The organism is Roseococcus sp. GW821-FHT12F05 (assembly GCF_058806835.1).
The window spans coordinates 166,456-185,028 of sequence record NZ_JBXAQB010000010.1 but is presented as its reverse complement, the minus strand read 5'-3'; the positions used below and the strand labels follow the sequence as shown (position 1 = coordinate 185,028).

Below are 18,573 nucleotides of genomic sequence, written 5' to 3'. Positions count from 1 at the left end.
TCGGTCTCCGAACTGTCAGGCCGGCTTCAGCGCGAAGTCGTAGCGCAGCGCGCGCCACGCCGTGTTCATCCGCGTGCCGTCGGGCGCGACGCCCGGCGGCTGCTCCGCGAAGGGCGTGACGAGCGCGTCCTTCACGCCGAAGACGGAATCGCTGTCGAGATAGGCGTCGCCCTCGGCGAAGACATGGGTGACCAGGGTCTCGTGCCCGGGTGCCGCGATCATGAAGTGCAGATGCGCCGGTCGCATCAGATGGCCGCCGGTGGAGCGCAGCATGGCGCCGACCGGGCCGTCGCCGGGCACGGGATAGGCGGTGGGCGTGGTCGTCCAGAAGTGGAACTTTCCGGCGGCATCCGTGTGGAAGCGGGCGCGCAGCGGCGCGGCGTCGGGCTTCTGCACGTCGTAGAGTCCGTCCTCGTCGGAATGCCAGATGTCGATGAGCGCGTCCGCGATCGGCGCGCCGCCGACGCTCGTCACCTCGCCCGAGACATGCAGCCGCTCGCCCGTCACGGCCGGCGCGACCTCGGCGCCGAGCGGCAGCTCCGGCGCGTTCTCCACGAAGAAGGGGCCGAGCACGGTGGTGGGCGTGGCGCCCTCGGGCAGCCGGTGGTTGATGGCGTCGACGAGCATCGAGACGCCGAGCGTGTCGGAGAGCAGGATGAACTCCTGCCGCTTGTCGTCGCACATGTGGCCCACGGCGGTGAGGAAGCCGATGGCCTGCTCCCATTCGGCGAAACTCGGCTCCACCTCGCGTACGAAGCCGTGCAGGTGGCGGACCAGGCTCTGGAGAATCTGGTGCAGGCGTGGATCGGGCGTCTCGTCGAAGCGCTCGAGCACGGCGGCGGTGATGCTGTCCTCGTTCAGGTCGCGCATGGGCGGCTCCTCTGTTGGGCTGGCGCAGTCTGCCACGGCGCAAGCGGGGCTGCATGTCACGGCGGTCACATGGCTTGCCAAACCGGGCCATCGCGAAGAGGGTCCGCCGCATGAGCCGGGACATTCCGCATGGGGGCAATCTGACCGAGGCGCGCGCGCGCTTCCCGGAGGCGCGCGGACCCTGGCTCGACCTCTCCACCGGCATCAGCCCCTTTCCCTATCCGCTGCCGGAATTTTCCGCCGAGGCCTTCACGCGCCTGCCGGAACCGGCGGATGTGCGGCGGCTGCAGGCGCTGGCGGCGCGGCGCTACGGCGCGCGCGACCCGGCGCAGGTGGTGGCCGCGCCGGGCACGCAGATCCTGCTGCCGCTGATCGCGAAGCTGCGGCCGCCGGGGCGTGCGTGCGTGCTGGGGCCGACCTATGCCGAGCACGCGCGCGCGGCGGCCCTGGCGGGGCATGAGGTGGTGGAGGGTGGTCCCGTGGACCTGTTGACCATCGTGAACCCGAACAATCCCGACGGGCGGTTTCGGACGCGGCGCGAACTGCTGGCGGCACGTCCCCGGCCGGGCCTGCTCGTGGTGGACGAGGCCTTCATGGAGGCCGCGCCGCACGATGAAACCCTCGCCGGCGAGGTGGAGGATGGCGTGATCGTGCTGCGCTCCTTCGGCAAGTTCCATGGCCTGGCCGGGCTGCGGCTGGGCTTCGCCATCGCTTCTGCGCCCGTCGTGGAGAAGCTGCGCGACGCCCTTGGCCCCTGGGCGGTCTCGGGGCCGGCGCTGGCCGTCGGGCTGGCCGCCCTGGCCGACGAAGCCTGGGCGGCCGCCATGCGCGCCCGCCTCGCCGAGGCTGCCGCGGCGCTGGATGCGGTCCTGGCGGCGGGCGGGTGCCGCGTGCTGGGCGGCACCTCGCTCTTCCGTCTCGCCGAGGTGCCGCCCGGCATCTATGAGCGTCTGGGACGTGCGGGCATCCTGGTCCGGCGCTTCGACTATTGGCCCGACCGCATCCGCTTCGGCCTTCCGCCGGACGCGGCCTCGCTCCGGCGTCTGGCCGAAGCCCTGACATGACGCTGCTGCTGATCGCGCTGCTGATCGAGGCGGCGTTCGGCTACCCCGACCGGGTCCTGCGTGCCGTCGGCCACCCCGTGATCTGGATGGGGCGGCTGATCTCCGCGCTCGACCGCCGGCTGAACCGCCCGACGCTGGATTTCTCCGAACGCCGCACATTTGGCATCTTCGCGCTGGCGGCCCTGGTCGTCGCGGCCGGGCTGGCGGGCGACGTGCTGCAGGCTGTCCTCGGCGTCGTGCTGACGGGCGTGGTGGCCAGCTCGCTTCTCGCGCAGCGCAGCCTCTACGAGCATGTGGCGCGTGTCGCGGAGGCGCTGGAAACCGGCGGGCTCGATGCGGGGCGCGAGGCGGTCTCGCACATCGTCGGTCGCGACCCGCAGAGCCTCGACGAGGCCGGCGTGGCACGTGCCGCGATCGAGAGCCTTGCCGAGAATTTTTCGGACGGCGTGGTCGCGCCCGCCTTCTGGATCGGCATCGGCGGGCTGCCGGGCGGCGCGATCTACAAGGCGGTGAACACGGCCGACAGCATGATCGGCCATCGCTCGGAGAAGTACCTGGCCTATGGCTGGGCCTCGGCGCGGCTGGACGACCTGCTGAACCTGCCGGCCTCGCGGCTTTCCGCGCTGCTGATCGTCGGCGCGGCGCGCGTGCTCGGCCTGGACTGGCGCGGCGCCTGGCAGGCCGTGCGGCGCGACGCCCCGCACCACCGCTCGCCCAATGCCGGCTGGCCCGAGGCGGCGATGGCCGGCGCACTGGGCCTCGCGCTGGCGGGGCCGCGCGCCTATGGCGGCGTGGTGGTGGAGGACGGCTTCATGGGCGACGGGCGTCGCGAGGCCGGCGCCGCCGATATCCGCGCGGCGCTGCGGCTGTTCCGCATGGCCGACACCCTGGGCGTCGCGCTGGTCGCGCTGCTCTGGCTCATCGGGCGAGCGTGAGCAGCCGGTCCAGGTCCAGATGCGCGGCGACATGCGCGGCCAGCGCATCCAGCGCGGCCTCGACACGCGCCTCGTAGCCGATCGCCGGCGCGCCTGCGGCGAAGCGGGCGAGCCAGGCGGCGCGCTGGGAATCCGCGGAGAACAGTCCATGCACGTAAGTGCCGAAGACGCGGCCATCGGCGGAGGCCGCGCCTTCCGCGGCGCCGCCGGCGAGATGCGCGAAGGGGCGTGCGCGATCTGGCCCCTCGGTGATCCCGATATGCATCTCGTAGCCGCTGAAGCCGGCGCCATCCGCGGTGGCGCCGCTCGCCGGCTCCAGCCGCTTCTCGCCGCTCAGCACCGTGGTGACATCGAGCAGGCCCAGGCCCGGCACCGAGCCCGGCGGGCCCTCCACGCCCTCCGGATCGGCGATCTCGCGCCCCAGCATCTGGTAGCCGCCGCACAGCCCGAGCACCGCGCCGCCGCGCCGGAGGTGCGCGGCGATATCCACGTCGAAGCCCGCCGCGCGCAGGTCGGCAAGGTCCGCGATGGTGGCTTTGGATCCCGGCAGGATCACGAGGTCCGCATCCCCGGGCAGGGCGGAGCCCGGCCGCACGCGGATCACCTCCACCGCCGGTTCCGCGATGAGCGGGTCGAGATCGTCGAAATTGGCGATGCGCGGCAGGATCGGCACGGCGATGCGCAGCTTCGCGCCGGGATTGCGCGGCAGCGCATGGTCCAGCGCCAGCGCATCCTCGGCCGGAAGCTGAGCCGCCTCGGGCAGGAAGGGCAGCAGTCCGAGTGGCGCCCAGCCGGTGCGCTCGGCGATCAGCGCCATGCCGTCAGCGAAGAGCGCGGGGTCGCCGCGGAACTTGTTCACGACGAAGCCGCAGATCATCGCGGCATCCGCGGGATCGAGCACGGCCTTGGTGCCGACGAGGCTCGCGATCACGCCGCCGCGGTCGATGTCGCCGATCAGGATCACCGGCACGTCGGCCGCGCGGGAGAAGCCCATGTTCGCGATGTCGTTCGCGCGCAGGTTCACCTCCGACGCGCTGCCGGCGCCCTCCACCAGCACGAGGTCCGCCTCGCCCCGCATCCGGGAAAAGCTGTCGAGCACGGCCGGCATGAGCCCGGCCTTCAGCCGCTGGTACTCCGCGGCCTTCGCGCTGCCCCGCATGCGCCCCTGCACGATGATCTGCGCGCCGATCATGCTCTGCGGCTTCAGCAGCACCGGGTTCATGTGCACGCTGAGCGGCACGCCCGCCGCGCGCGCCTGCAGCGCCTGCGCGCGGCCGATTTCGCCTCCGTCAGCCGTCACCGCCGCGTTGTTCGACATGTTCTGGGGCTTGAACGGACGCACCCGCAGCCCGCGCTGCGTGAAGGCGCGGGCCAGTCCCGCCACCAGCAGCGATTTTCCCACGTCGGAGCCCGTGCCCTGGAACATCAGGCTCCGTGCCGGCATCAGAACTCCACGCCCTTCTGCGCGCGCACCCCGGCGGAAAAATGGTGCTTGGTGGCGCCCATCTCCGTCACGCAATCCGCGGCCTCGATCAGCTCCGGCTTGGCGTTCCGCCCCGTGACCACGACGTGCAGCCCCTCGCGCCGCCCGGCCAGCGCTGCGACCACCTCGGCGAGGTCCAGCATCTCGTAGCGCAGCGCGATGTTGAGCTCGTCCAGCACCACGAGGTCCAGCGACGGATCCGCCAGCATGCGTAGCACCTGGTCCCAGGCCCGCGCCGCGGCGGCGAGGTCGCGGGCGCGATCCTGCGTCTCCCAGGTGAAGCCCTCGCCCATGCTGTGCCACTGCACGCGGTCGCCGAAGGCGGAAAACCCGTCCTGCTCGCCCGAATGCCAGGCGCCCTTGATGAACTGCACCACGCCCACGCGCCCGCCCGTGCCGAGCATGCGCAGCGCCAGGCCGAAAGCCGCCGTGGATTTTCCCTTGCCCGGTCCGGTGTTCACGATCAGCAGGCCCTTCGCGACGATGGGCTTGGATGCCACCTCCGCATCCTGCACAACCTTGCGCTTCTGCATCTTCTGGCGATGCCGCTCGGCCTCTTCCTCGGTGATGCTCATTTCAGTCTCAGGGGAATGCCGGCCACGACCAGTTCGACGCGTCCCGCCACCGCGGCGACCTCTTGGTTCAGCCGGCCCTGCGCGTCGCGGAACCGGCGGCCGAGCGGCGTCGCCGGCACGATGCCGGAGCCGACCTCGTTCGAGACCAACACCGTCGGCGCCACGCGCGCCAGGAGGGCCGCCAGCAGCGATCCGGTGGCGGCGTCCAGCTCCGCTTCGGCCAGCATCAGGTTGCTCAGCCACAGCGTCAGGCAATCCACCAGCAGCGGCGCATCGGGCGTCGTCGCGATGGCCTCCGGCAGGTCGCGCGGGGCATCCACGGTCACCCATCCCACGGGCCGCCGCGCCCGGTGCTCGGCGATGCGCGCGGTCATTTCCGCATCGTAGGATTCGGCCGTCGCGATGTAGGTCCAGGGCGGTGCCTCCGCCTGGACAAGCGCCTCCGCGTGCCGGCTCTTGCCGGAGCGCGCGCCGCCGAGGACGAGGGTGAGCGGGCTGGACATGGGCGCGGACCATGGCCGCGTCCGCTCCGGACGGCAATGGGTCGCCCGGCCCCACGCAGGAGGCCGGGCGAAGGCCGCTCAGCGAGCGGGGACGCCTGCCGGCATCTGCTGCGCCGTGTAGCCGGCGGGAACCGAGAGGCGGGCCGGATCGATGGCGCCGTAGGCGACCTGGGTGGCCTCCATGGTCACGGCGGCGCCGTTGGGGCCGGTCGAGACGGAGCGCAGCAGGACCCCGTCGTCGGTCATGCAATTCGTGCCGCGCACCTGGCCGAGGGCCATTTCCCACTCGGTGCAGGCGGTGCCGGCCACCGTCGCTCGCCCCTTGCGGGTGAAGGTCGCGCCGGCCGGCGCTTCCTGGTTCATCGCGGCGACCGTGGCCGGCGGCATGGTCACCACCATGCGCTGGGCGTCCATGACCATGACGGCGGAATTGGCCTGCCGATCAATGAGGATCCAGCCGGTATTGCCGGGCGGGTCGACGCGCTGCTTGCCGGTGCTGACGGAGAAGGCCATCCGCGTCTCCTGCGGGGGCATGCCGGCGAGCCCGGTCATGCGATAGGTGACCGTCACGTCCCGTGTGGGGCGAAGGTTCGCGGGCTGCGCCAGGGCCGGAAGCGCGAGGGCGGAAAGAGTGGCCGCGGCGGCCAGAAGTCGGATCATGCGGTACCTCCTGAGGTTCATTTTTTAATTCCTTGGAATGTAGATGGTTGCCCGCCGCCGGTCGAGCCGCCCTCCCATCCCCGCCGCATCGCCGTTGACAGTGCCGGCCCGCCCGTGTCTCTCATGCCCTCGCTTGATGGTCCCCGCCGGGAGGCGGGGTGAAAAGGGAACATGGAGCGGGCGCCGCGAGGCTCCCGAAGCCGTGGCTGCCCCCGCAACTGTGAGCGGAGAGCCCGTGCCAAACAGCCACTGGACCCGCCCGCGAGGGCGTTCCGGGAAGGCGGCACCGGGCGTCGATCCGCGAGCCAGGAGACCTGCCATCTCGCGACAGACCACCGTGCCGGGCGGGGTGCCTCGGCGCGGCCGCCATCCCGGCGACGGCGCGTGTCCCGCGCCGCGACTGCATCCCCATTCCCGCGCTTCCAGGCGCAGGAGGAGCATGCGCTTGTCCCTCTCCGAACACGTCGCCGGCCCGGTGACGCTCTTCGTCTGCACGACCTGCCGCCATCCCGACGACGCGGTGGACGTCCAGCCTCGCGCCGGCGCCCGCCTGGCCGCGACCCTCACCCCGTCGGAGGGCGTGGACATCCGCGAGGTGGAGTGCCTGGCCAATTGCAGGCGCGGCCCCTCCGTCGCCATGGCGCGGCCGGGCGGCTGGAGCTACGTCTTCGGCGGTCTCGCGCCGACCGACGGCACGGCGGTGCTCGAGGGCGCGCGCCTTCTGTCCCTCTCGGCCGACGGCCTGATGCCCTGGCGCGGTCGCCCCGAGCCCCTGAAGCGCGGCCTGATCGCCCGCATCCCGCCCATTCCCGGAGCCCGCGCATGAGCCTCGCCCGCATTCCCTGCACCATCGTCACGGGCTTTCTCGGCGCTGGTAAGACGACCCTGATCCGCCACATGCTCCAGAACCCCCAGGGAAGGCGGCTCGCGGTGATCGTGAACGAGTTCGGCGATGTCGGCATGGACGCGGAGATCCTGCGCGGCTGCGGCGCCGAGGCCTGCGACGAGGCCGGCATCATCGAGCTCGCGAACGGCTGCATCTGCTGCACCGTGGCCGACGACTTCGTGCCCGCCCTGGACGCGCTGCTGGCGCTGGATCCGCAGCCCGAGCACATCCTGATCGAGACCTCCGGCCTCGCCTTGCCCAAGCCGTTGGTCCAGGCCTTCCACTGGCCCGCGATCCGCGGCCGCGTGACGGTGGATGGCGTGGTGGCGGTGGTGGACGGCGCGGCGCTCTCCGAAGGGCGCGTGGCGGCCGACCCGGCGGCGCTGGCGGCGCAGCGCGCGGCCGATCCCTCGTTGGATCATGAGGATCCGGTCGAGGAGGTCTTCGAGGACCAGCTCGCCTGCGCCGACCTCGTGGTGATGACCAAGGCGGACCTGCTGGACGCGAAGGCGCTCTCCCGCGCGCATGCCGCGATCGCCGAGGCGATGCCGCGTGCCGTGGCCGTGGTGACGACCGCGCAGGGCCGGCTCGAGCCGGATGTGATGCTGGGCCTCGGCCTCGGCACGGAGGCGGATATCGCGAACCGGCCCACGCATCACGACAATGAGCTGGAGCACGACCACGACGATTTCGACACGGTGGTGATGGACCTGCCCGAGGCGGCCGATCCCGCGGCGCTCGCCGCCCGCGTGGCGACGGCCTGCGCGGTGACGGGCGTGCTGCGCGCGAAGGGATTTTCCTCTGTCGCCGGCAAGCCCTTGCGGCTTCTGGTGCAGGCGGTCGGCCAGCGCGTCACGCATCAGTACGACCGTGCCTGGGGGCCTGCCGAGGCACGCCAGGGCAGGCTGGTGGTGATCGGGCTCAAGGGCTTCGACCAGGCCGCCGTTGCCGAGGCGCTCGCGGGGTAGCATGCACATCCTCGCCACGTCAGCCGCCTCGATCGACGGGCTCGCCGAGCCGGTCGACCTGCGCCAGGCGCCGGCCCCGATGGTGGTGCTCTCCTTCACCGACAGCGACCTCGCGGGGCTCGCGGCAGCTTACGAGATGGAGCAAGAGGTGGTGCCGGAGCTCAGGCTCGTGCATCTGCGCGAGCTGCGGCACCCGATGTCGGTGGACTTCTGGCTGGAGCGGACGGGATCGCAGGCCAGGCTGATCGTGCTGCGGCTGCTGGGCGGGCCGGACTGGTGGCGCTACGGCGTCGAGCGGCTGGCCGAGACGGCGCGCGCGCAGGGCATCGCGCTGGCGGTGCTGCCCGGCGAGGACGGCGACGACCCGCGGCTGGCGGAGCTCGGCACGCTGCCCGCCGAGGAGCACGCGGCGCTCCTCGCCTACTTCCGCGAGGGCGGCCTGGCCAATCTGCGCGCGCTGCTGCGGCGGATGGCGGGACATGCGGGCGTCGCGCTCGACGCCGCGCTGCCGCGCCGCCTGCCGCGCGCGGGCGCCTGGAAGCCGGGTATCGGCGAAGTCGAGGTTCGGAGCGGCGGCGACCGGCCGGTGGTGCCGATCCTCTTCTACCGCTCGATGCTGCTGGCCGAGGATGCGGCGCCCGTCGCCGCGCTGGCCGAGGCGCTGGAAGGGCAGGGGATCGCCGCCGTCCCGCTCTTCGTCGCGAGCCTGAAGGAGGCGGAGAGCCTGGCCTTCGTGCGCGAGGCGATGGGCGTGCTGCGGCCTGCCGCCATCGTCACCACCACGGGCTTCGCGTCGGGCGACGCGGCGGCGCTCGGCGCGCCAGGGGTGCCGATCCTCCAGGCGGTGATGGCGACGACCGCGCGCGCGGCCTGGGCGGGCAGCCCGCGCGGGCTGGGCGGCGCGGACCTCGCCATGCATGTGGTGCTGCCGGAGCTCGACGGCCGCGTGCTGGCCGGCGCGCTGAGCTTCAAGGAGGGCGGCATCGGTCCGGTGAACCGTGTGGAGCCCGATCGCGTCGCGCAGGTCGCCGCGCGCGTGGCGGCGCTGATCCGGCTGCAACGGACGCCGCGGGACGAACGGCGTGTCGCCGTGCTCATCCCGGACTACCCCGGCGCGGGCGGCCGTGCGGGCTATGCGGTCGGACTCGACGTGCCGGAAAGCGTGCGCACGCTGCTGCTGGACCTGGCGGAAGCGGGCTACACGGTCGGGCCCGCGCCGCCGACCGCGCGCGAGCTGATGGCCGCGCTGGAGGCGTCGCAGGAGACGGCGCCGATCCACGCCCTGCCGGCCGAGGTGCGGGCCGCCTGGGGCGATGTGGAAACCGCGGTTTTCCGCGCGATGCACTTCGGCAACGTCACCGTCGCCATCGCGCCCGATCGGGGCCGGGCGGAATCCCGTCGCGCGGATTGGCACGATCCCGCGCTGCCGCCGCATCCCGCGCTGCTCGGCTTCGGCGCCTGGCTCCAGCGGAACTTCGACGTCCTGGTCCATATGGGCGCGCATGGCGCGATCGAGTGGCTGCCGGGCAAGGCCGTCGCGCTCACGGCCGCCTGCTTCCCCGAGCGCGTGCTCGGCGCGCTGCCCGTGATCTACCCCTTCCTCGTCTCCAACCCCGGCGAGGCCGCGCAGGCCAAGCGGCGCATCTCGGCGACCATCCTCGGCCACCTCCCACCGCCCCTGGCCGGCGCCGGGCTGCACGGCGCCACGCGCGACCTGGAGCGCTTGCTGGACGAATACGCCATCGCCGACGGCCTCGATCCGCGCCGGCGCGAGCGGCTGGCGAAGCTCATCCTGGAGCAAGCCGGCGGGGTGCCCGGCCTCGCGCCCGACGCCGCGCCGCTGGAGGTGCTGAAGCATCTCGATTCCTGGCTCTGCGACCTGAAGGAGCTGGCGATCAAGGACGGGCTGCACGTCTTCGGCCGCGCCGAGGACGAGGAACGCCGGCCCAGTGCGACGGCCGAGTGTGCGGCCCTGCTGGATGCGCTCGACGGCCGTGCCGTCGCCGCCGGCCCCGGCGGTGCGCCGGCCCGCGGCCGTCGCGACGTGCTGCCCACTGGCCGCAACCTCTACGCTGCCGATCCGCGTGGCTTGCCGACGGCGACCGCCATGGATCTCGGCCGCCTCGCCGCCGAGGAGGTGGTCCGCCTGCATCTTCAGGAGCAGGGCGAGATGCCGCGCGCGATCGTCCTCGACCTCTGGGCCAGCGCGACGCTTCGCAGCGGCGGCGAGGAGATCGCGCAGGGCCTGGCGCTCATGGGCTGCCGCCCCGTCTGGGACGAGGCGACCGGCCGGGTCACCGGTGTCGAGGTGCTGCCGCCGGCGGTGATGGGTCGCCCGCGCGTTGACGTGACCTTCCGGCTCTCCGGCCTGTTCCGCGACCTCTTCCCGGCGCAGATCGCGCTGCTGGACGCCGCGACCCGCGCGGTGGCGGACCGCCGGGAGAGCAGGGACGAAAATCCGCTCGCTGCCGCGCCCGGCCGGCGCATCTTCGGCGCCGCGCCGGGCGCCTACGGCGCGGGCGTCGAGGACGCGCTCGCCTCCGGCGGCTGGGCCACGCGCGAGGAGCTGGGGCGCGCCTATCTCGACGCGACCTCGCATGTCTACGGCGGCCCGGGCGGCGACGGCGCTCCCGCGCCCGGCGCCTTCGAGGAGCGGGTCGCGACGGCGGACGCGCTGCTGCACGGCAGCGACGATCCGGGCCGGGACCTGCTGGAAGGCAGCGCCGATTCCGCGCATCTCGGCGGCTTCGCCAGCGCCGCGCGGCTGCTCGGCGCTGCGCCGCTGCTGATCTCCCTCGACACGACCGATCCCGCGCGGCCGCGGGCACGCCCGCTGGCGGCCCAGCTCGCGCGGCTGGTCCATGGCCGCATCGCGCCGCGCTTCGTCGCGGGCCAGATGCGCCACGGCCCGCGCGGCGCCGCCGAGCTGGCCGAGACCGTGGACCGCCTCGTCGCCTTCGCCGAGACCACCGACGCCGTGCCGGATTCCGCGCTGGACGCGGTGCACGACGCCTATCTCGGCGACGCTTCGGTGCGTGACTTTCTGGCGCGCGAGAATCCCGCCGCGCTGCGTGCCATCGCCCGGCGCTTCGCCGATGCGCGGCGACGCGGGCTGTGGCACCCGCGCGCCAACGATGTGGATTCCGGCCTCGCCGCCTTGCTGGATCAGGCCGCATGACACCGCGCGGCGCCTGCCCGAGCCTGGCCATGCCGATGCAGACCGGCGACGGTCTGCTGCTGCGCGCGCCTGCTGGCGATTGGAGCCCGGCCGTGGCCCTGGTGATCGCCGAGGCTGCGCGGCGCTGCGGCAACGGCGTGGTGGAGGTCACTGCGCGCGGCAACCTGCAGATCCGTGGCCTCCGTCCGGACACGGCAGCGGATTGCGCCGATGCGCTGACCGCCGTCGGCATCGTCGATGCGCCGGCCGTGATGGTGGGGCCGCTCGCCGGCCGGGACCCGGCTGCGCTTGCCGATCCGCGCGGCATCGCGGCGCGGATCGCGGCGGGCTGGCCGGAGGGGCTCGCGGCAAAGACCTCGGTGGTCGTGGATGGCGGCGGCGCGCTGCATCTCGACGCGGTCTCGGCCGATCTGCGGCTCGTCGCGGTTCCCGGCGGGGACTGGCTGCTCGGCCTCGGCGGCCGGGACCCCATCCGCTGGCTGGTACGCCTCGCCGCGGAGGCGGCGGCCGGAGCGGCGCTCGCCTGGCTGGATCAGTTCGGCCCCCGCCGCGCACGCGAGGCCGAGGCGAAGGGGCGCGTCGCCGGGCCGGCGACGCGCCCGCCCGCTGAACCGGTCGGCTGGCATGCGGCCGGCGCCCTGGGTGTCGCGGGCGCCTTCGGGGCGCTGGACGCCGAGGAACTGTCCGCCCTGGCGAAGGCCATGCCCGCGCAGGCCCGGCTGCGCCCGGCGCCGGGCCGGGCCTGGCTCGTCCTTGACCTCGATCGCGCAGAGGCCCTTGCCCTGCGCGACCATGCCGCGCGACTTGGCTTCGTGACCGATCCGGCCGATCCCCGCCGCCGCATCATCGCCTGTCCGGGCCGTCCGGCCTGCGCTGGTGCGGAGGCGGAGACCCGCGCCCTCGCCCGGGAACTGGCGGCGTTGCCGGACCTGCCCGGCCTGCTGCACATCTCCGGCTGCGGAAAAGGCTGCGCCCATCCCGGCCCGGCGGCGATCACCCTGGTCGGGCGTGACGGCGGCTTCGGCCTGGTCCGGGCTGGCGGGCCGCGCGATCTTCCGGCATGCCATCTGGCGCCCGGCGAGGTGGCCGCGGCGATCAGGGACCGGTGATGACCGACTACATCCGCGATGGCGCGGCGATTTACGAAAGATCCTTCGCGATCATCCGCGCCGAGGCCGACCTCTCGCGCTTTGCGCCGGAGGAAGAGGACGTGGCCGTCCGCATGATCCACGCCTGCGGCATGGTCGAGGCGGCGGCCCATTTCGCCTTCGCGCCCGGCTTCGTCGCGGCGGCGCGGGCCGCGCTGGCGGCCGGCGCGCCGATCCTCTGCGACGCCGAGATGGTGGCGCGCGGCGTGACACGGGCGCGTCTGCCGGCGGGCAACGAGGTGCTCTGCGCCCTGCGTGAGCCTGAGGTGCCGGCGCTGGCCGGACGCCTCGGCACCACGCGCTCGGCCGCCGCCTTCGAGCTGCTGCGCGACCGCATTGAAGGCGCGCTGATTGCCATCGGCAATGCGCCGACCGCGCTTTTCCACCTGCTGGAGATGCTGGCCGCCGGCGCCCCGCGCCCCGCGGCGATCCTCGGCATGCCCGTCGGCTTCGTCGGCGCCGCCGAATCCAAGGAGGCGCTGAGCGCGAGCACCCTCGGCATCCCCTGGGCCGTGGTCCGCGGACGGCTGGGCGGCAGCGCCATGACGGCGGCGGCGGTGAACGCACTCGCCCGGCCCGGGCTGTGAGCCCCGGCCGGCTTTACGGCGTCGGCACCGGCCCCGGCGATCCGGAGCTGCTCACGCTCAAGGCGGCGCGCGTCCTGGGCCAGGTGCCGGTCGTGGCGCATTTCGCCAAGCGCGGGAATGTCAGCAACGCGCGCGCCGCGCTGGGCGCGCTGCCGTTGCGCGCGGATGCGATCGAGCTGCCGCTGCTCTACCCCGTGACGACGGAGATCGACCGGCACGACCCCTGCTACAGGGAGAAGATCGCGGCGTTCTACGAAGCCGCCGCGGCGGCCGTCGCCGCGCATCTCGACGCGGGCCGCGACGTTGCGGTGCTGAGCGAGGGCGACCCGCTCTTCTACGGCTCCTACATGCACCTGCACTTGCGCCTCGCGCCCCGCTACGCGACGGAAGTGATTCCGGGCATCACCAGCATGTCGGGCGCCTGGTCGATGGTCGGCGCGCCCATCGCGCAGGGCGACGACGTGCTGGCCGTGCTGCCCGGCACGCTGCCGGAGGAAGAGCTGGCGCGGCGCCTCGCCGGCGTGGAGGCGGCGGTGATCATGAAGGTCGGCCGGCACCTGCCGCGCATCCGCCGCGCGATCGAGGCCGCGGGCCGGCTGGACGGCGCCATCTATGTGGAGCGCGCGACCTGCGCGAATGGCTGCACCGAGCGGCTCGCCACGCGCGACGACCGGCCGGCGCCTTATTTCTCGCTCGTGCTCGTGCCGGGCTGGCGGTGACGGGCCGGCTGGACATCGTAGGGCTTGGGCCCGGCCGTGAGGGCCTGGTGACGCCCGAGGCGAGCGCTGCGCTGGAGGCAGCGTCGGCGGTCTATGGCTATGGCCCCTATCTCGACCGCGTGCCGCCGCGCGAGGGGCAGGCGCGCAACCCGTCCGACAACCGCGTCGAGCTGGATCGCGCGCGCGCGGCGCTGGCCGTGGCGGAGGGCGCTCGCGTCGCGATGGTCTCGGGTGGCGACCCCGGAGTCTTCGCCATGGCCGCAGCCGTGTGCGAGGCGGTGGAGAACGGCCCGGCCTCCTGGCGCGCGATCGAGATCACCGTGCATCCCGGCATCACCGCGATGCTGGCCTTGGCCGCGCGGGTCGGCGCGCCGCTCGGGCATGATTTCTGCGCGATCTCGCTCTCGGACAACCTGAAGCCCTGGCCGCTGGTCGAGCGGCGCCTGGCCGCCGCCGCGCAGGCGGGCTTCGCGATGGCGCTGTACAATCCGATCAGCCGCGCGCGCCCCTGGCAGCTCGGCGCGGGTCTCGACATCCTGCGCGCGCATCTGCCGGGCGCGACGCCCGTGATCTTCGGCCGCGCCGTCATGCGCGAGGACGAGGACATCCGGGTCACCACCCTCGCCGAGGCCGATCCCGCCGGCGCGGACATGGCCACCTGCATTCTCATCGGCACGGCCGAGACGCGGGTGATCCCGCGTCCCGCGCTGCCGCCGCTGGTCTATACGCCGCGGAGGGCGCCGGCATGATCGAGCCAGGCCAGCGCTTCCTCCGCCGTCGCGACCTGGGGCGCCTCGGGCAGCTCCGGACGGCGCAGCATCACCACACGGATTCCCAGCGCGCGCGCCGCGGCGATCTTGCCGTAGGTCGCGGTGCCGCCGCTGTTCTTGCAGACGATAGTGTCGATGCGCGCGTCGCGCAGCAGGGCGTGCTCTGCGGCCTCGTCGAAGGGGCCGCGCGCGAGGATGTAGTGGGCGTGCGGAACGGCAAGCGGCGGCTCGACGGGATCGACGCTGCGGATGAGATAGTGGTGCCGGGGCGCCCCGACGAAGGGCGCCAGCTCCTGCCGGCCCAGCGCCAGGAAGACGCGGCGCGGCGCGGCGCCCAGGGCGGCGACGGCCTCGCGCGCTTCCGCGACTTCAGTCCAGTCGTCGCCGGGTGCGGGCTGCCAGGGCGCGCGGCGCAGCGCGAGGAAGGGCGTGCCCGTCATCGCCGCGGCCAGGGCCGCGTGGCGCGACATGGTGGCGGCATAGGGATGCGTCGCATCGACCAGCACGCGGACGCCGGCTTCGCGCAGATGCACCGCCAGCCCTTCGGCACCACCGAAACCGCCGAGGCGCACCGGCACCGGCATTGCGACGGGATTCGCCGTGCGGCCGGCCAGCGAAAGGGTCGTCGCAATGCCACGCGCGGCCAGCAGCGCTGCGAGCTCACGCGCCTCCGTCGTGCCGCCGAGAATCAGGATGGGTGACGCCATGCCCTCCGAAACTGCGGCCGTGACACGCTGGCTGTCCATCCTCGGCATCGGCGAGGAGGGCGTCGCCGGCCTGCCGCCGCTCGCGCGCGGTCTGATCGAGGGCGCCGAGGTCGTCTTCGGCGGCCGCCGGCACCTGGAACTGGCCTCGCCCCTGATCCGCGGCGAGGCCCGCCCCTGGCCCTCGCCCTTCGACGTCTCGGGCGTGCTGGCGGAGCGCGGGCGCCGCGTGGTCGTGCTCGCCTCGGGCGACCCGATGCTACACGGTGTCGGTGCGACACTCCTGCGGCGCATGCCGCCGCAGGAGGCGCTGGTGGTGCCCGCGCCCCCGGCTTTCAGCCTTGCGGCGGCGCGGCTGGGCTGGCCCTTGGAGGGCGTCGTGACCCTCTCGCTGCATGGCCGACCCATCGAGCTGCTGCGGCCGCACCTGCATCCGGGCGCCCGCATCCTGGCGCTGACGAGCGATGCCGACGGACCCGCCGCGGTTGCCGCCCTGCTGCGCGCGGGATTTTCCTGCACGCGCATCACTGTCCTGGAGGCGTTGGGCGGTGGACATGAGCGCATCCGCGAGACGACCGCGGCCGATTTTGCGCTGGCCGATATCGCGCCGCTCAACCTTGTCGCGCTGGAGGTCGTCGCCTCGCCGGACGCACGCATTCTCGCCTGGACACCGGGCTTGCCTGACGCGTATTTCGAGCATGACGGCCAGCTCACCAAGCGCGAGATCCGCGCCGTCACGCTCTCGGCACTGGTCCCGCGACGGGGCGCGCTGCTCTGGGACATCGGCGCCGGCGCGGGCTCGATCGGCATCGAGTGGATGCTGGCCGGTCCCTCGCTGCGCGCCATCGCCATCGAGGCCCGCGCCGACCGCGCCGCACGCATCCGCCGCAACGCGCTGGCGCTCGGCGTGCCGGGGCTTTTGGTCGTTGAGGGCGAGGCGCCGCCGGTGCTGGCCGGCCTGGAACCGCCCGACGCCATCTTCCTCGGCGGCGGCGCGGGCGATGCGCTCGACGCCGCGCTGGCCGCGCTCAAGCCGGGGGGGCGCTTCGTGGCCAACGCCGTCACGCTGGAGACGGAGGCGTTGCTTCTCGCCCGTCACGCCGCGCTGGGCGGCGAGATGATCCGCCTCGCCGTCTCGCGCGCGGAGCCGGTGGGCGGCCTCACCGGCTGGCGCGCGGCGATGCCGGTGACGCAATGGGTCTGGGACAAGCCGGCATGAGCCTGGTCGCAGGAATCGGGTGTCGGCGGGGTGCAACGGCCGAGGACATCCTGGAGGCCATCGACGCCGCGCTGGCGGAAACGGGCCGCGGGCGAACGGAGCTGGCGCGGCTCGCCACCATTCCGCAGAAGGCGGAGGAGCCGGGCATCGCCGCGGCGGCCGCACAGCTCGGAATCGGGCTGGCGATCGTCGCCGACGCCGCCGATTTCCCCGGCCCCACCGAAAGCCGCTGCTCGCGCGCGACCACCGGCCTGGGCTCCGTCGCCGAGTCCGCGGCGCTCGCCGCGGCCGGCCCCGGCGCGCGGCTGCTGGCGCCGCGCAGCAGCACGCGCCGCGCCACCTGTGCGCTGGTGGAGACCGCGACATGACCGTGCATTTCATCGGTGCCGGGCCGGGTGCCGCGGACCTCATCACGCTCCGCGGGCGCGACCTCATCGCGCGCTGCCCGGTCTGCATGTATGCCGGCTCACTGGTGCCCAAGGCGCTGCTGGAGCATTGCCCTGATGGCGCGCGCATCCTGGACACCGCGCCGCTCGACCTCGATGCCATCGAGGCCGAGTTCGTCGCAGCGCATGCGGCCGGACAGGAGGTCGCGCGGCTGCATTCGGGCGACCTCTCCGTCTGGTCCGCCGTGGCCGAGCAGGTCCGGCGGCTCAAGGCGCGCGGCATTCCCTACACGCTCACGCCCGGCGTGCCCTCCTTCGCCGCCGCCGCCGCCGCGCTCGGGCAGGAGCTGACGATTCCCGAGGTCGCGCAGTCGCTGGTGCTGACGCGCATGGGCGGGCGTGCCTCCTCCATGCCCGAGCGCGAGACGCTGAGGAATTTCGCGGCCAGCGGCACGACGCTGGCCATTCACCTCGCCATCCACGCCATCGCTGATGTGGCAGAGGAGCTCGCGCCTTTCTACGGCGCAGACTGTCCCGCCGCGGTGGTGGCGCGTGCGAGCTGGCCGGAGGAGCGCATCATCCGCGGCACGCTCGCCGACATCGCGCAGCAGGCCAAGGGCATCGAGCGCACAGCGCTGATCCTGGTCGGGCCGGCGCTCGGCGCGAGCGATTTCCGCGAGAGCGCGCTCTATTCCGCGGACTACCGCAGAAGGTTCCGCGGCGCATGACCGACCAGCCGGCCCTCGCGGTCGAAGATCACGACCTCCAGGGCGATGTCGGCGCCGCGCAGGACCTCCGCGGCCGTCTCCCGGGCGCGTGTCGCGATGACATCGCCGAGCGTGTCGCCGGCGCGCGAAAAGGCCTCGGCCACGGTGTTGCAGGAAGCGAGCTCAGGCATACCGGCAAGCTCGGCCAGCGCCGCCATGTCGGCCGTGCCGCGCTTCGAATGCAGGTCCAGCAGGCCCTGTGCCAGCTTGGTCATTTTCGCGACGCCGCCCGCGATGGTGACGCGCGGGATGGGATGCATGCGCAGGTACTTCAGCATGCCGCCGACGAAGTCGCCCATCTCGATGAGCGCCACCTCCTCCAGCCCGTGCAGGCGCTGCACCGCGGCCTCGCTGGTCGAGCCCGTGCTGCCGGCGACATGCGTGATTCCCATCGCGCGCGCCACGTCGATGCCGCGATGGATGCTGTCGATCCAGGCCGCGCAGGAATAGGGCACGACGATGCCCGTGGTGCCCAGCACCGACAGCCCGCCGACGATGCCGAGCCGCCCGTTCAGCGTGCGCTGCGCCAGCTTCTCGCCGTCCGCGATGGAGATGGTCACCTCGATGTCGGGCGCGTCCTCCACCTCCGCCAGCGCGGCGGCGATCATGCGGCGCGGCACGGGGTTGATGGCGGGCTCGCCGGGCGGGAGGGGCAGGCCGGGCCGCGTGACGGTGCCCACGCCCTCGCCGGCGCGGAACACCACGCCGCTGCCGCGCGCCAGGCGCCGCAGGGTGACGCGGATCAGCGCGCCATGGGTGACGTCGGGATCGTCGCCGGCGTCCTTCACGATCGCGGCCATGGCGCCGTCGCCGAGCGCGTGCTGCGCCAGCGCGAAGGCCGGGCGCTCGCCGCCGGGCAGGGCGATGGTCACGGGATCGGGGAATTGGCCGGTCGCGAGCGCCGTCATCGCCGCCTTGGCCGCCGCGGTGGCGCAGGCGCCCGTGGTCCAGCCGCGGCGCAGATTCGGTCCCGGGCGATCCTCGGTCTCCATCCGGCATGGCCTATCGCGGATGCGCCGCCGCGTCACGTAAGGTCCTTTGGACGGCTGGTCCGCGGGCGCGTTCGGCGGCGCTTTTCCGCGCCTGCGGCGTTGGGCTTGCTTGCCGATGTCGGAACATCGGCCGCGCAAGCCCGCCTTGCGGGCACGAAA

At 73.6% G+C, this 18,573-nt stretch carries 19 protein-coding genes and 1 riboswitch; of the genes, 12 read left to right on the top strand and 7 right to left on the bottom strand.

Annotated elements, in window-relative coordinates; genetic code table 11:
- Window positions 1-15: 15 nt before the first annotated feature.
- Complete coding sequence (locus AC1ROY_RS22605; protein ID WP_493151154.1) at window positions 16-870, bottom strand: dioxygenase family protein; 855 nt, start codon at window positions 868-870, stop codon at window positions 16-18.
- 110 nt (window positions 871-980) lie between these two features.
- Between AC1ROY_RS22605 and cobD the strand changes: the two genes are divergently transcribed.
- Both cobD and cbiB read left to right on the top strand, forming a co-directional pair.
- Window positions 981-1,934, top strand: coding sequence for a threonine-phosphate decarboxylase CobD (gene cobD, locus AC1ROY_RS22600; protein ID WP_493151153.1), 954 nt, complete (start codon window positions 981-983; stop codon window positions 1,932-1,934).
- The gene (cbiB, locus tag AC1ROY_RS22595) at window positions 1,931-2,869 is read left to right on the top strand and encodes an adenosylcobinamide-phosphate synthase CbiB (protein ID WP_493151152.1); all 939 of its coding nucleotides are present in this window, start codon (window positions 1,931-1,933) and stop codon (window positions 2,867-2,869) included. The genes cobD and cbiB overlap by 4 nt, the downstream gene beginning before the upstream one ends.
- Here cbiB and AC1ROY_RS22590 read toward each other — a convergent pair.
- From AC1ROY_RS22590 to AC1ROY_RS22575, 4 genes are all read right to left on the bottom strand, one after another.
- Window positions 2,853-4,313, bottom strand: coding sequence for a cobyric acid synthase (locus tag AC1ROY_RS22590; RefSeq protein WP_493151151.1), 1,461 nt, complete (start codon window positions 4,311-4,313; stop codon window positions 2,853-2,855). The two genes, cbiB and AC1ROY_RS22590, sit on opposite strands and share 17 nt — an antisense overlap.
- The gene (gene cobO / locus AC1ROY_RS22585) at window positions 4,313-4,927 is read right to left on the bottom strand and encodes a cob(I)yrinic acid a,c-diamide adenosyltransferase (RefSeq protein WP_493151150.1); all 615 of its coding nucleotides are present in this window, start codon (window positions 4,925-4,927) and stop codon (window positions 4,313-4,315) included. Before cobO ends, AC1ROY_RS22590 begins: the two co-directional genes overlap by 1 nt.
- Entirely contained in the window at window positions 4,924-5,430 is a 507-nt protein-coding gene (gene cobU / locus AC1ROY_RS22580; protein WP_493151149.1) for a bifunctional adenosylcobinamide kinase/adenosylcobinamide-phosphate guanylyltransferase, read from the bottom strand. Before cobU ends, cobO begins: the two co-directional genes overlap by 4 nt.
- A 78-nt stretch (window positions 5,431-5,508) precedes the next feature.
- Entirely contained in the window at window positions 5,509-6,090 is a 582-nt protein-coding gene (locus AC1ROY_RS22575; protein WP_493151148.1) for a hypothetical protein, read from the bottom strand.
- A gap of 120 nt (window positions 6,091-6,210) precedes the next feature.
- Window positions 6,211-6,426: riboswitch (cobalamin riboswitch) on the top strand.
- 109 nt (window positions 6,427-6,535) lie between these two features.
- Between AC1ROY_RS22575 and AC1ROY_RS22570 the strand changes: the two genes are divergently transcribed.
- The 7 genes from AC1ROY_RS22570 to AC1ROY_RS22540 are packed head-to-tail and all read left to right on the top strand — an operon-like array spanning window position 6,536 to window position 14,325.
- Window positions 6,536-6,916 (top strand): DUF1636 family protein, encoded by a 381-nt coding sequence (locus AC1ROY_RS22570; RefSeq protein ID WP_493151147.1) that lies wholly within the window; start codon window positions 6,536-6,538, stop codon window positions 6,914-6,916.
- Window positions 6,913-7,944 carry a cobalamin biosynthesis protein CobW gene (cobW, locus tag AC1ROY_RS22565; protein WP_493151146.1) on the top strand — a complete coding sequence of 344 codons (1,032 nt, stop codon included), beginning with the start codon at window positions 6,913-6,915 and terminating at the stop codon, window positions 7,942-7,944. The genes AC1ROY_RS22570 and cobW overlap by 4 nt, the downstream gene beginning before the upstream one ends.
- Before the next feature lies 1 nt (window position 7,945).
- Window positions 7,946-11,122, top strand: a complete 3,177-nt coding sequence (gene cobN, locus AC1ROY_RS22560) for a cobaltochelatase subunit CobN (RefSeq protein WP_493151145.1) — start codon at window positions 7,946-7,948, stop codon at window positions 11,120-11,122.
- Window positions 11,119-12,231, top strand: a complete 1,113-nt coding sequence (locus AC1ROY_RS22555; protein ID WP_493151144.1) for a ferredoxin-like domain-containing protein — start codon at window positions 11,119-11,121, stop codon at window positions 12,229-12,231. Before cobN ends, AC1ROY_RS22555 begins: the two co-directional genes overlap by 4 nt.
- Window positions 12,231-12,857, top strand: coding sequence for a precorrin-8X methylmutase (locus AC1ROY_RS22550; protein WP_493151143.1), 627 nt, complete (start codon window positions 12,231-12,233; stop codon window positions 12,855-12,857). Before AC1ROY_RS22555 ends, AC1ROY_RS22550 begins: the two co-directional genes overlap by 1 nt.
- The gene (locus AC1ROY_RS22545) at window positions 12,854-13,576 is read left to right on the top strand and encodes a precorrin-2 C(20)-methyltransferase (protein WP_493151142.1); all 723 of its coding nucleotides are present in this window, start codon (window positions 12,854-12,856) and stop codon (window positions 13,574-13,576) included. Before AC1ROY_RS22550 ends, AC1ROY_RS22545 begins: the two co-directional genes overlap by 4 nt.
- On the top strand, window positions 13,573-14,325 hold the full coding sequence (locus AC1ROY_RS22540; RefSeq protein WP_493151141.1) for a precorrin-3B C(17)-methyltransferase: 753 nt from the start codon (window positions 13,573-13,575) through the stop codon (window positions 14,323-14,325). Before AC1ROY_RS22545 ends, AC1ROY_RS22540 begins: the two co-directional genes overlap by 4 nt.
- Here the strand turns inward: AC1ROY_RS22540 and AC1ROY_RS22535 are convergent.
- Entirely contained in the window at window positions 14,298-15,053 is a 756-nt protein-coding gene (locus tag AC1ROY_RS22535; RefSeq protein WP_493151140.1) for a cobalt-precorrin-6A reductase, read from the bottom strand. The two genes, AC1ROY_RS22540 and AC1ROY_RS22535, sit on opposite strands and share 28 nt — an antisense overlap.
- Between AC1ROY_RS22535 and cbiE the strand changes: the two genes are divergently transcribed.
- The 3 genes from cbiE to cobM are packed head-to-tail and all read left to right on the top strand — an operon-like array spanning window position 15,052 to window position 17,383.
- Window positions 15,052-16,269 (top strand): precorrin-6y C5,15-methyltransferase (decarboxylating) subunit CbiE, encoded by a 1,218-nt coding sequence (cbiE, locus tag AC1ROY_RS22530; protein WP_493151139.1) that lies wholly within the window; start codon window positions 15,052-15,054, stop codon window positions 16,267-16,269. The two genes, AC1ROY_RS22535 and cbiE, sit on opposite strands and share 2 nt — an antisense overlap.
- The gene (locus AC1ROY_RS22525) at window positions 16,266-16,637 is read left to right on the top strand and encodes a cobalamin biosynthesis protein (protein WP_493151138.1); all 372 of its coding nucleotides are present in this window, start codon (window positions 16,266-16,268) and stop codon (window positions 16,635-16,637) included. Before cbiE ends, AC1ROY_RS22525 begins: the two co-directional genes overlap by 4 nt.
- Complete coding sequence (gene cobM / locus AC1ROY_RS22520; protein ID WP_493151137.1) at window positions 16,634-17,383, top strand: precorrin-4 C(11)-methyltransferase; 750 nt, start codon at window positions 16,634-16,636, stop codon at window positions 17,381-17,383. The genes AC1ROY_RS22525 and cobM overlap by 4 nt, the downstream gene beginning before the upstream one ends.
- Here the strand turns inward: cobM and AC1ROY_RS22515 are convergent.
- Window positions 17,356-18,414 carry a cobalt-precorrin-5B (C(1))-methyltransferase gene (locus AC1ROY_RS22515; protein ID WP_493151136.1) on the bottom strand — a complete coding sequence of 353 codons (1,059 nt, stop codon included), beginning with the start codon at window positions 18,412-18,414 and terminating at the stop codon, window positions 17,356-17,358. The genes cobM and AC1ROY_RS22515 overlap by 28 nt on opposite strands.
- Window positions 18,415-18,573: the final 159 nt, after the last annotated feature.

Bases quoted from the DNA above. Each gene is read 5' to 3' on its own strand.
- AC1ROY_RS22605 (WP_493151154.1), bottom strand. From the start codon at position 870: ATGCGCGACCTGAACGAGGACAGCATCACCGCCGCCGTGCTCGAGCGC.
- cobD (WP_493151153.1), top strand. From the start codon at position 981: ATGAGCCGGGACATTCCGCATGGGGGCAATCTGACCGAGGCGCGCGCG.
- cbiB (WP_493151152.1), top strand. From the start codon at position 1,931: ATGACGCTGCTGCTGATCGCGCTGCTGATCGAGGCGGCGTTCGGCTAC.
- AC1ROY_RS22590 (WP_493151151.1), bottom strand. From the start codon at position 4,313: ATGCCGGCACGGAGCCTGATGTTCCAGGGCACGGGCTCCGACGTGGGA.
- cobO (WP_493151150.1), bottom strand. From the start codon at position 4,927: ATGAGCATCACCGAGGAAGAGGCCGAGCGGCATCGCCAGAAGATGCAG.
- cobU (WP_493151149.1), bottom strand. From the start codon at position 5,430: ATGTCCAGCCCGCTCACCCTCGTCCTCGGCGGCGCGCGCTCCGGCAAG.
- AC1ROY_RS22575 (WP_493151148.1), bottom strand. From the start codon at position 6,090: ATGATCCGACTTCTGGCCGCCGCGGCCACTCTTTCCGCCCTCGCGCTT.
- cobW (WP_493151146.1), top strand. From the start codon at position 6,913: ATGAGCCTCGCCCGCATTCCCTGCACCATCGTCACGGGCTTTCTCGGC.
- cobN (WP_493151145.1), top strand. From the start codon at position 7,946: ATGCACATCCTCGCCACGTCAGCCGCCTCGATCGACGGGCTCGCCGAG.
- AC1ROY_RS22555 (WP_493151144.1), top strand. From the start codon at position 11,119: ATGACACCGCGCGGCGCCTGCCCGAGCCTGGCCATGCCGATGCAGACC.
- AC1ROY_RS22550 (WP_493151143.1), top strand. From the start codon at position 12,231: ATGACCGACTACATCCGCGATGGCGCGGCGATTTACGAAAGATCCTTC.
- cbiE (WP_493151139.1), top strand. From the start codon at position 15,052: ATGCCCTCCGAAACTGCGGCCGTGACACGCTGGCTGTCCATCCTCGGC.
- AC1ROY_RS22535 (WP_493151140.1), bottom strand. From the start codon at position 15,053: ATGGCGTCACCCATCCTGATTCTCGGCGGCACGACGGAGGCGCGTGAG.
- AC1ROY_RS22525 (WP_493151138.1), top strand. From the start codon at position 16,266: ATGAGCCTGGTCGCAGGAATCGGGTGTCGGCGGGGTGCAACGGCCGAG.
- cobM (WP_493151137.1), top strand. From the start codon at position 16,634: ATGACCGTGCATTTCATCGGTGCCGGGCCGGGTGCCGCGGACCTCATC.
- AC1ROY_RS22515 (WP_493151136.1), bottom strand. From the start codon at position 18,414: ATGGAGACCGAGGATCGCCCGGGACCGAATCTGCGCCGCGGCTGGACC.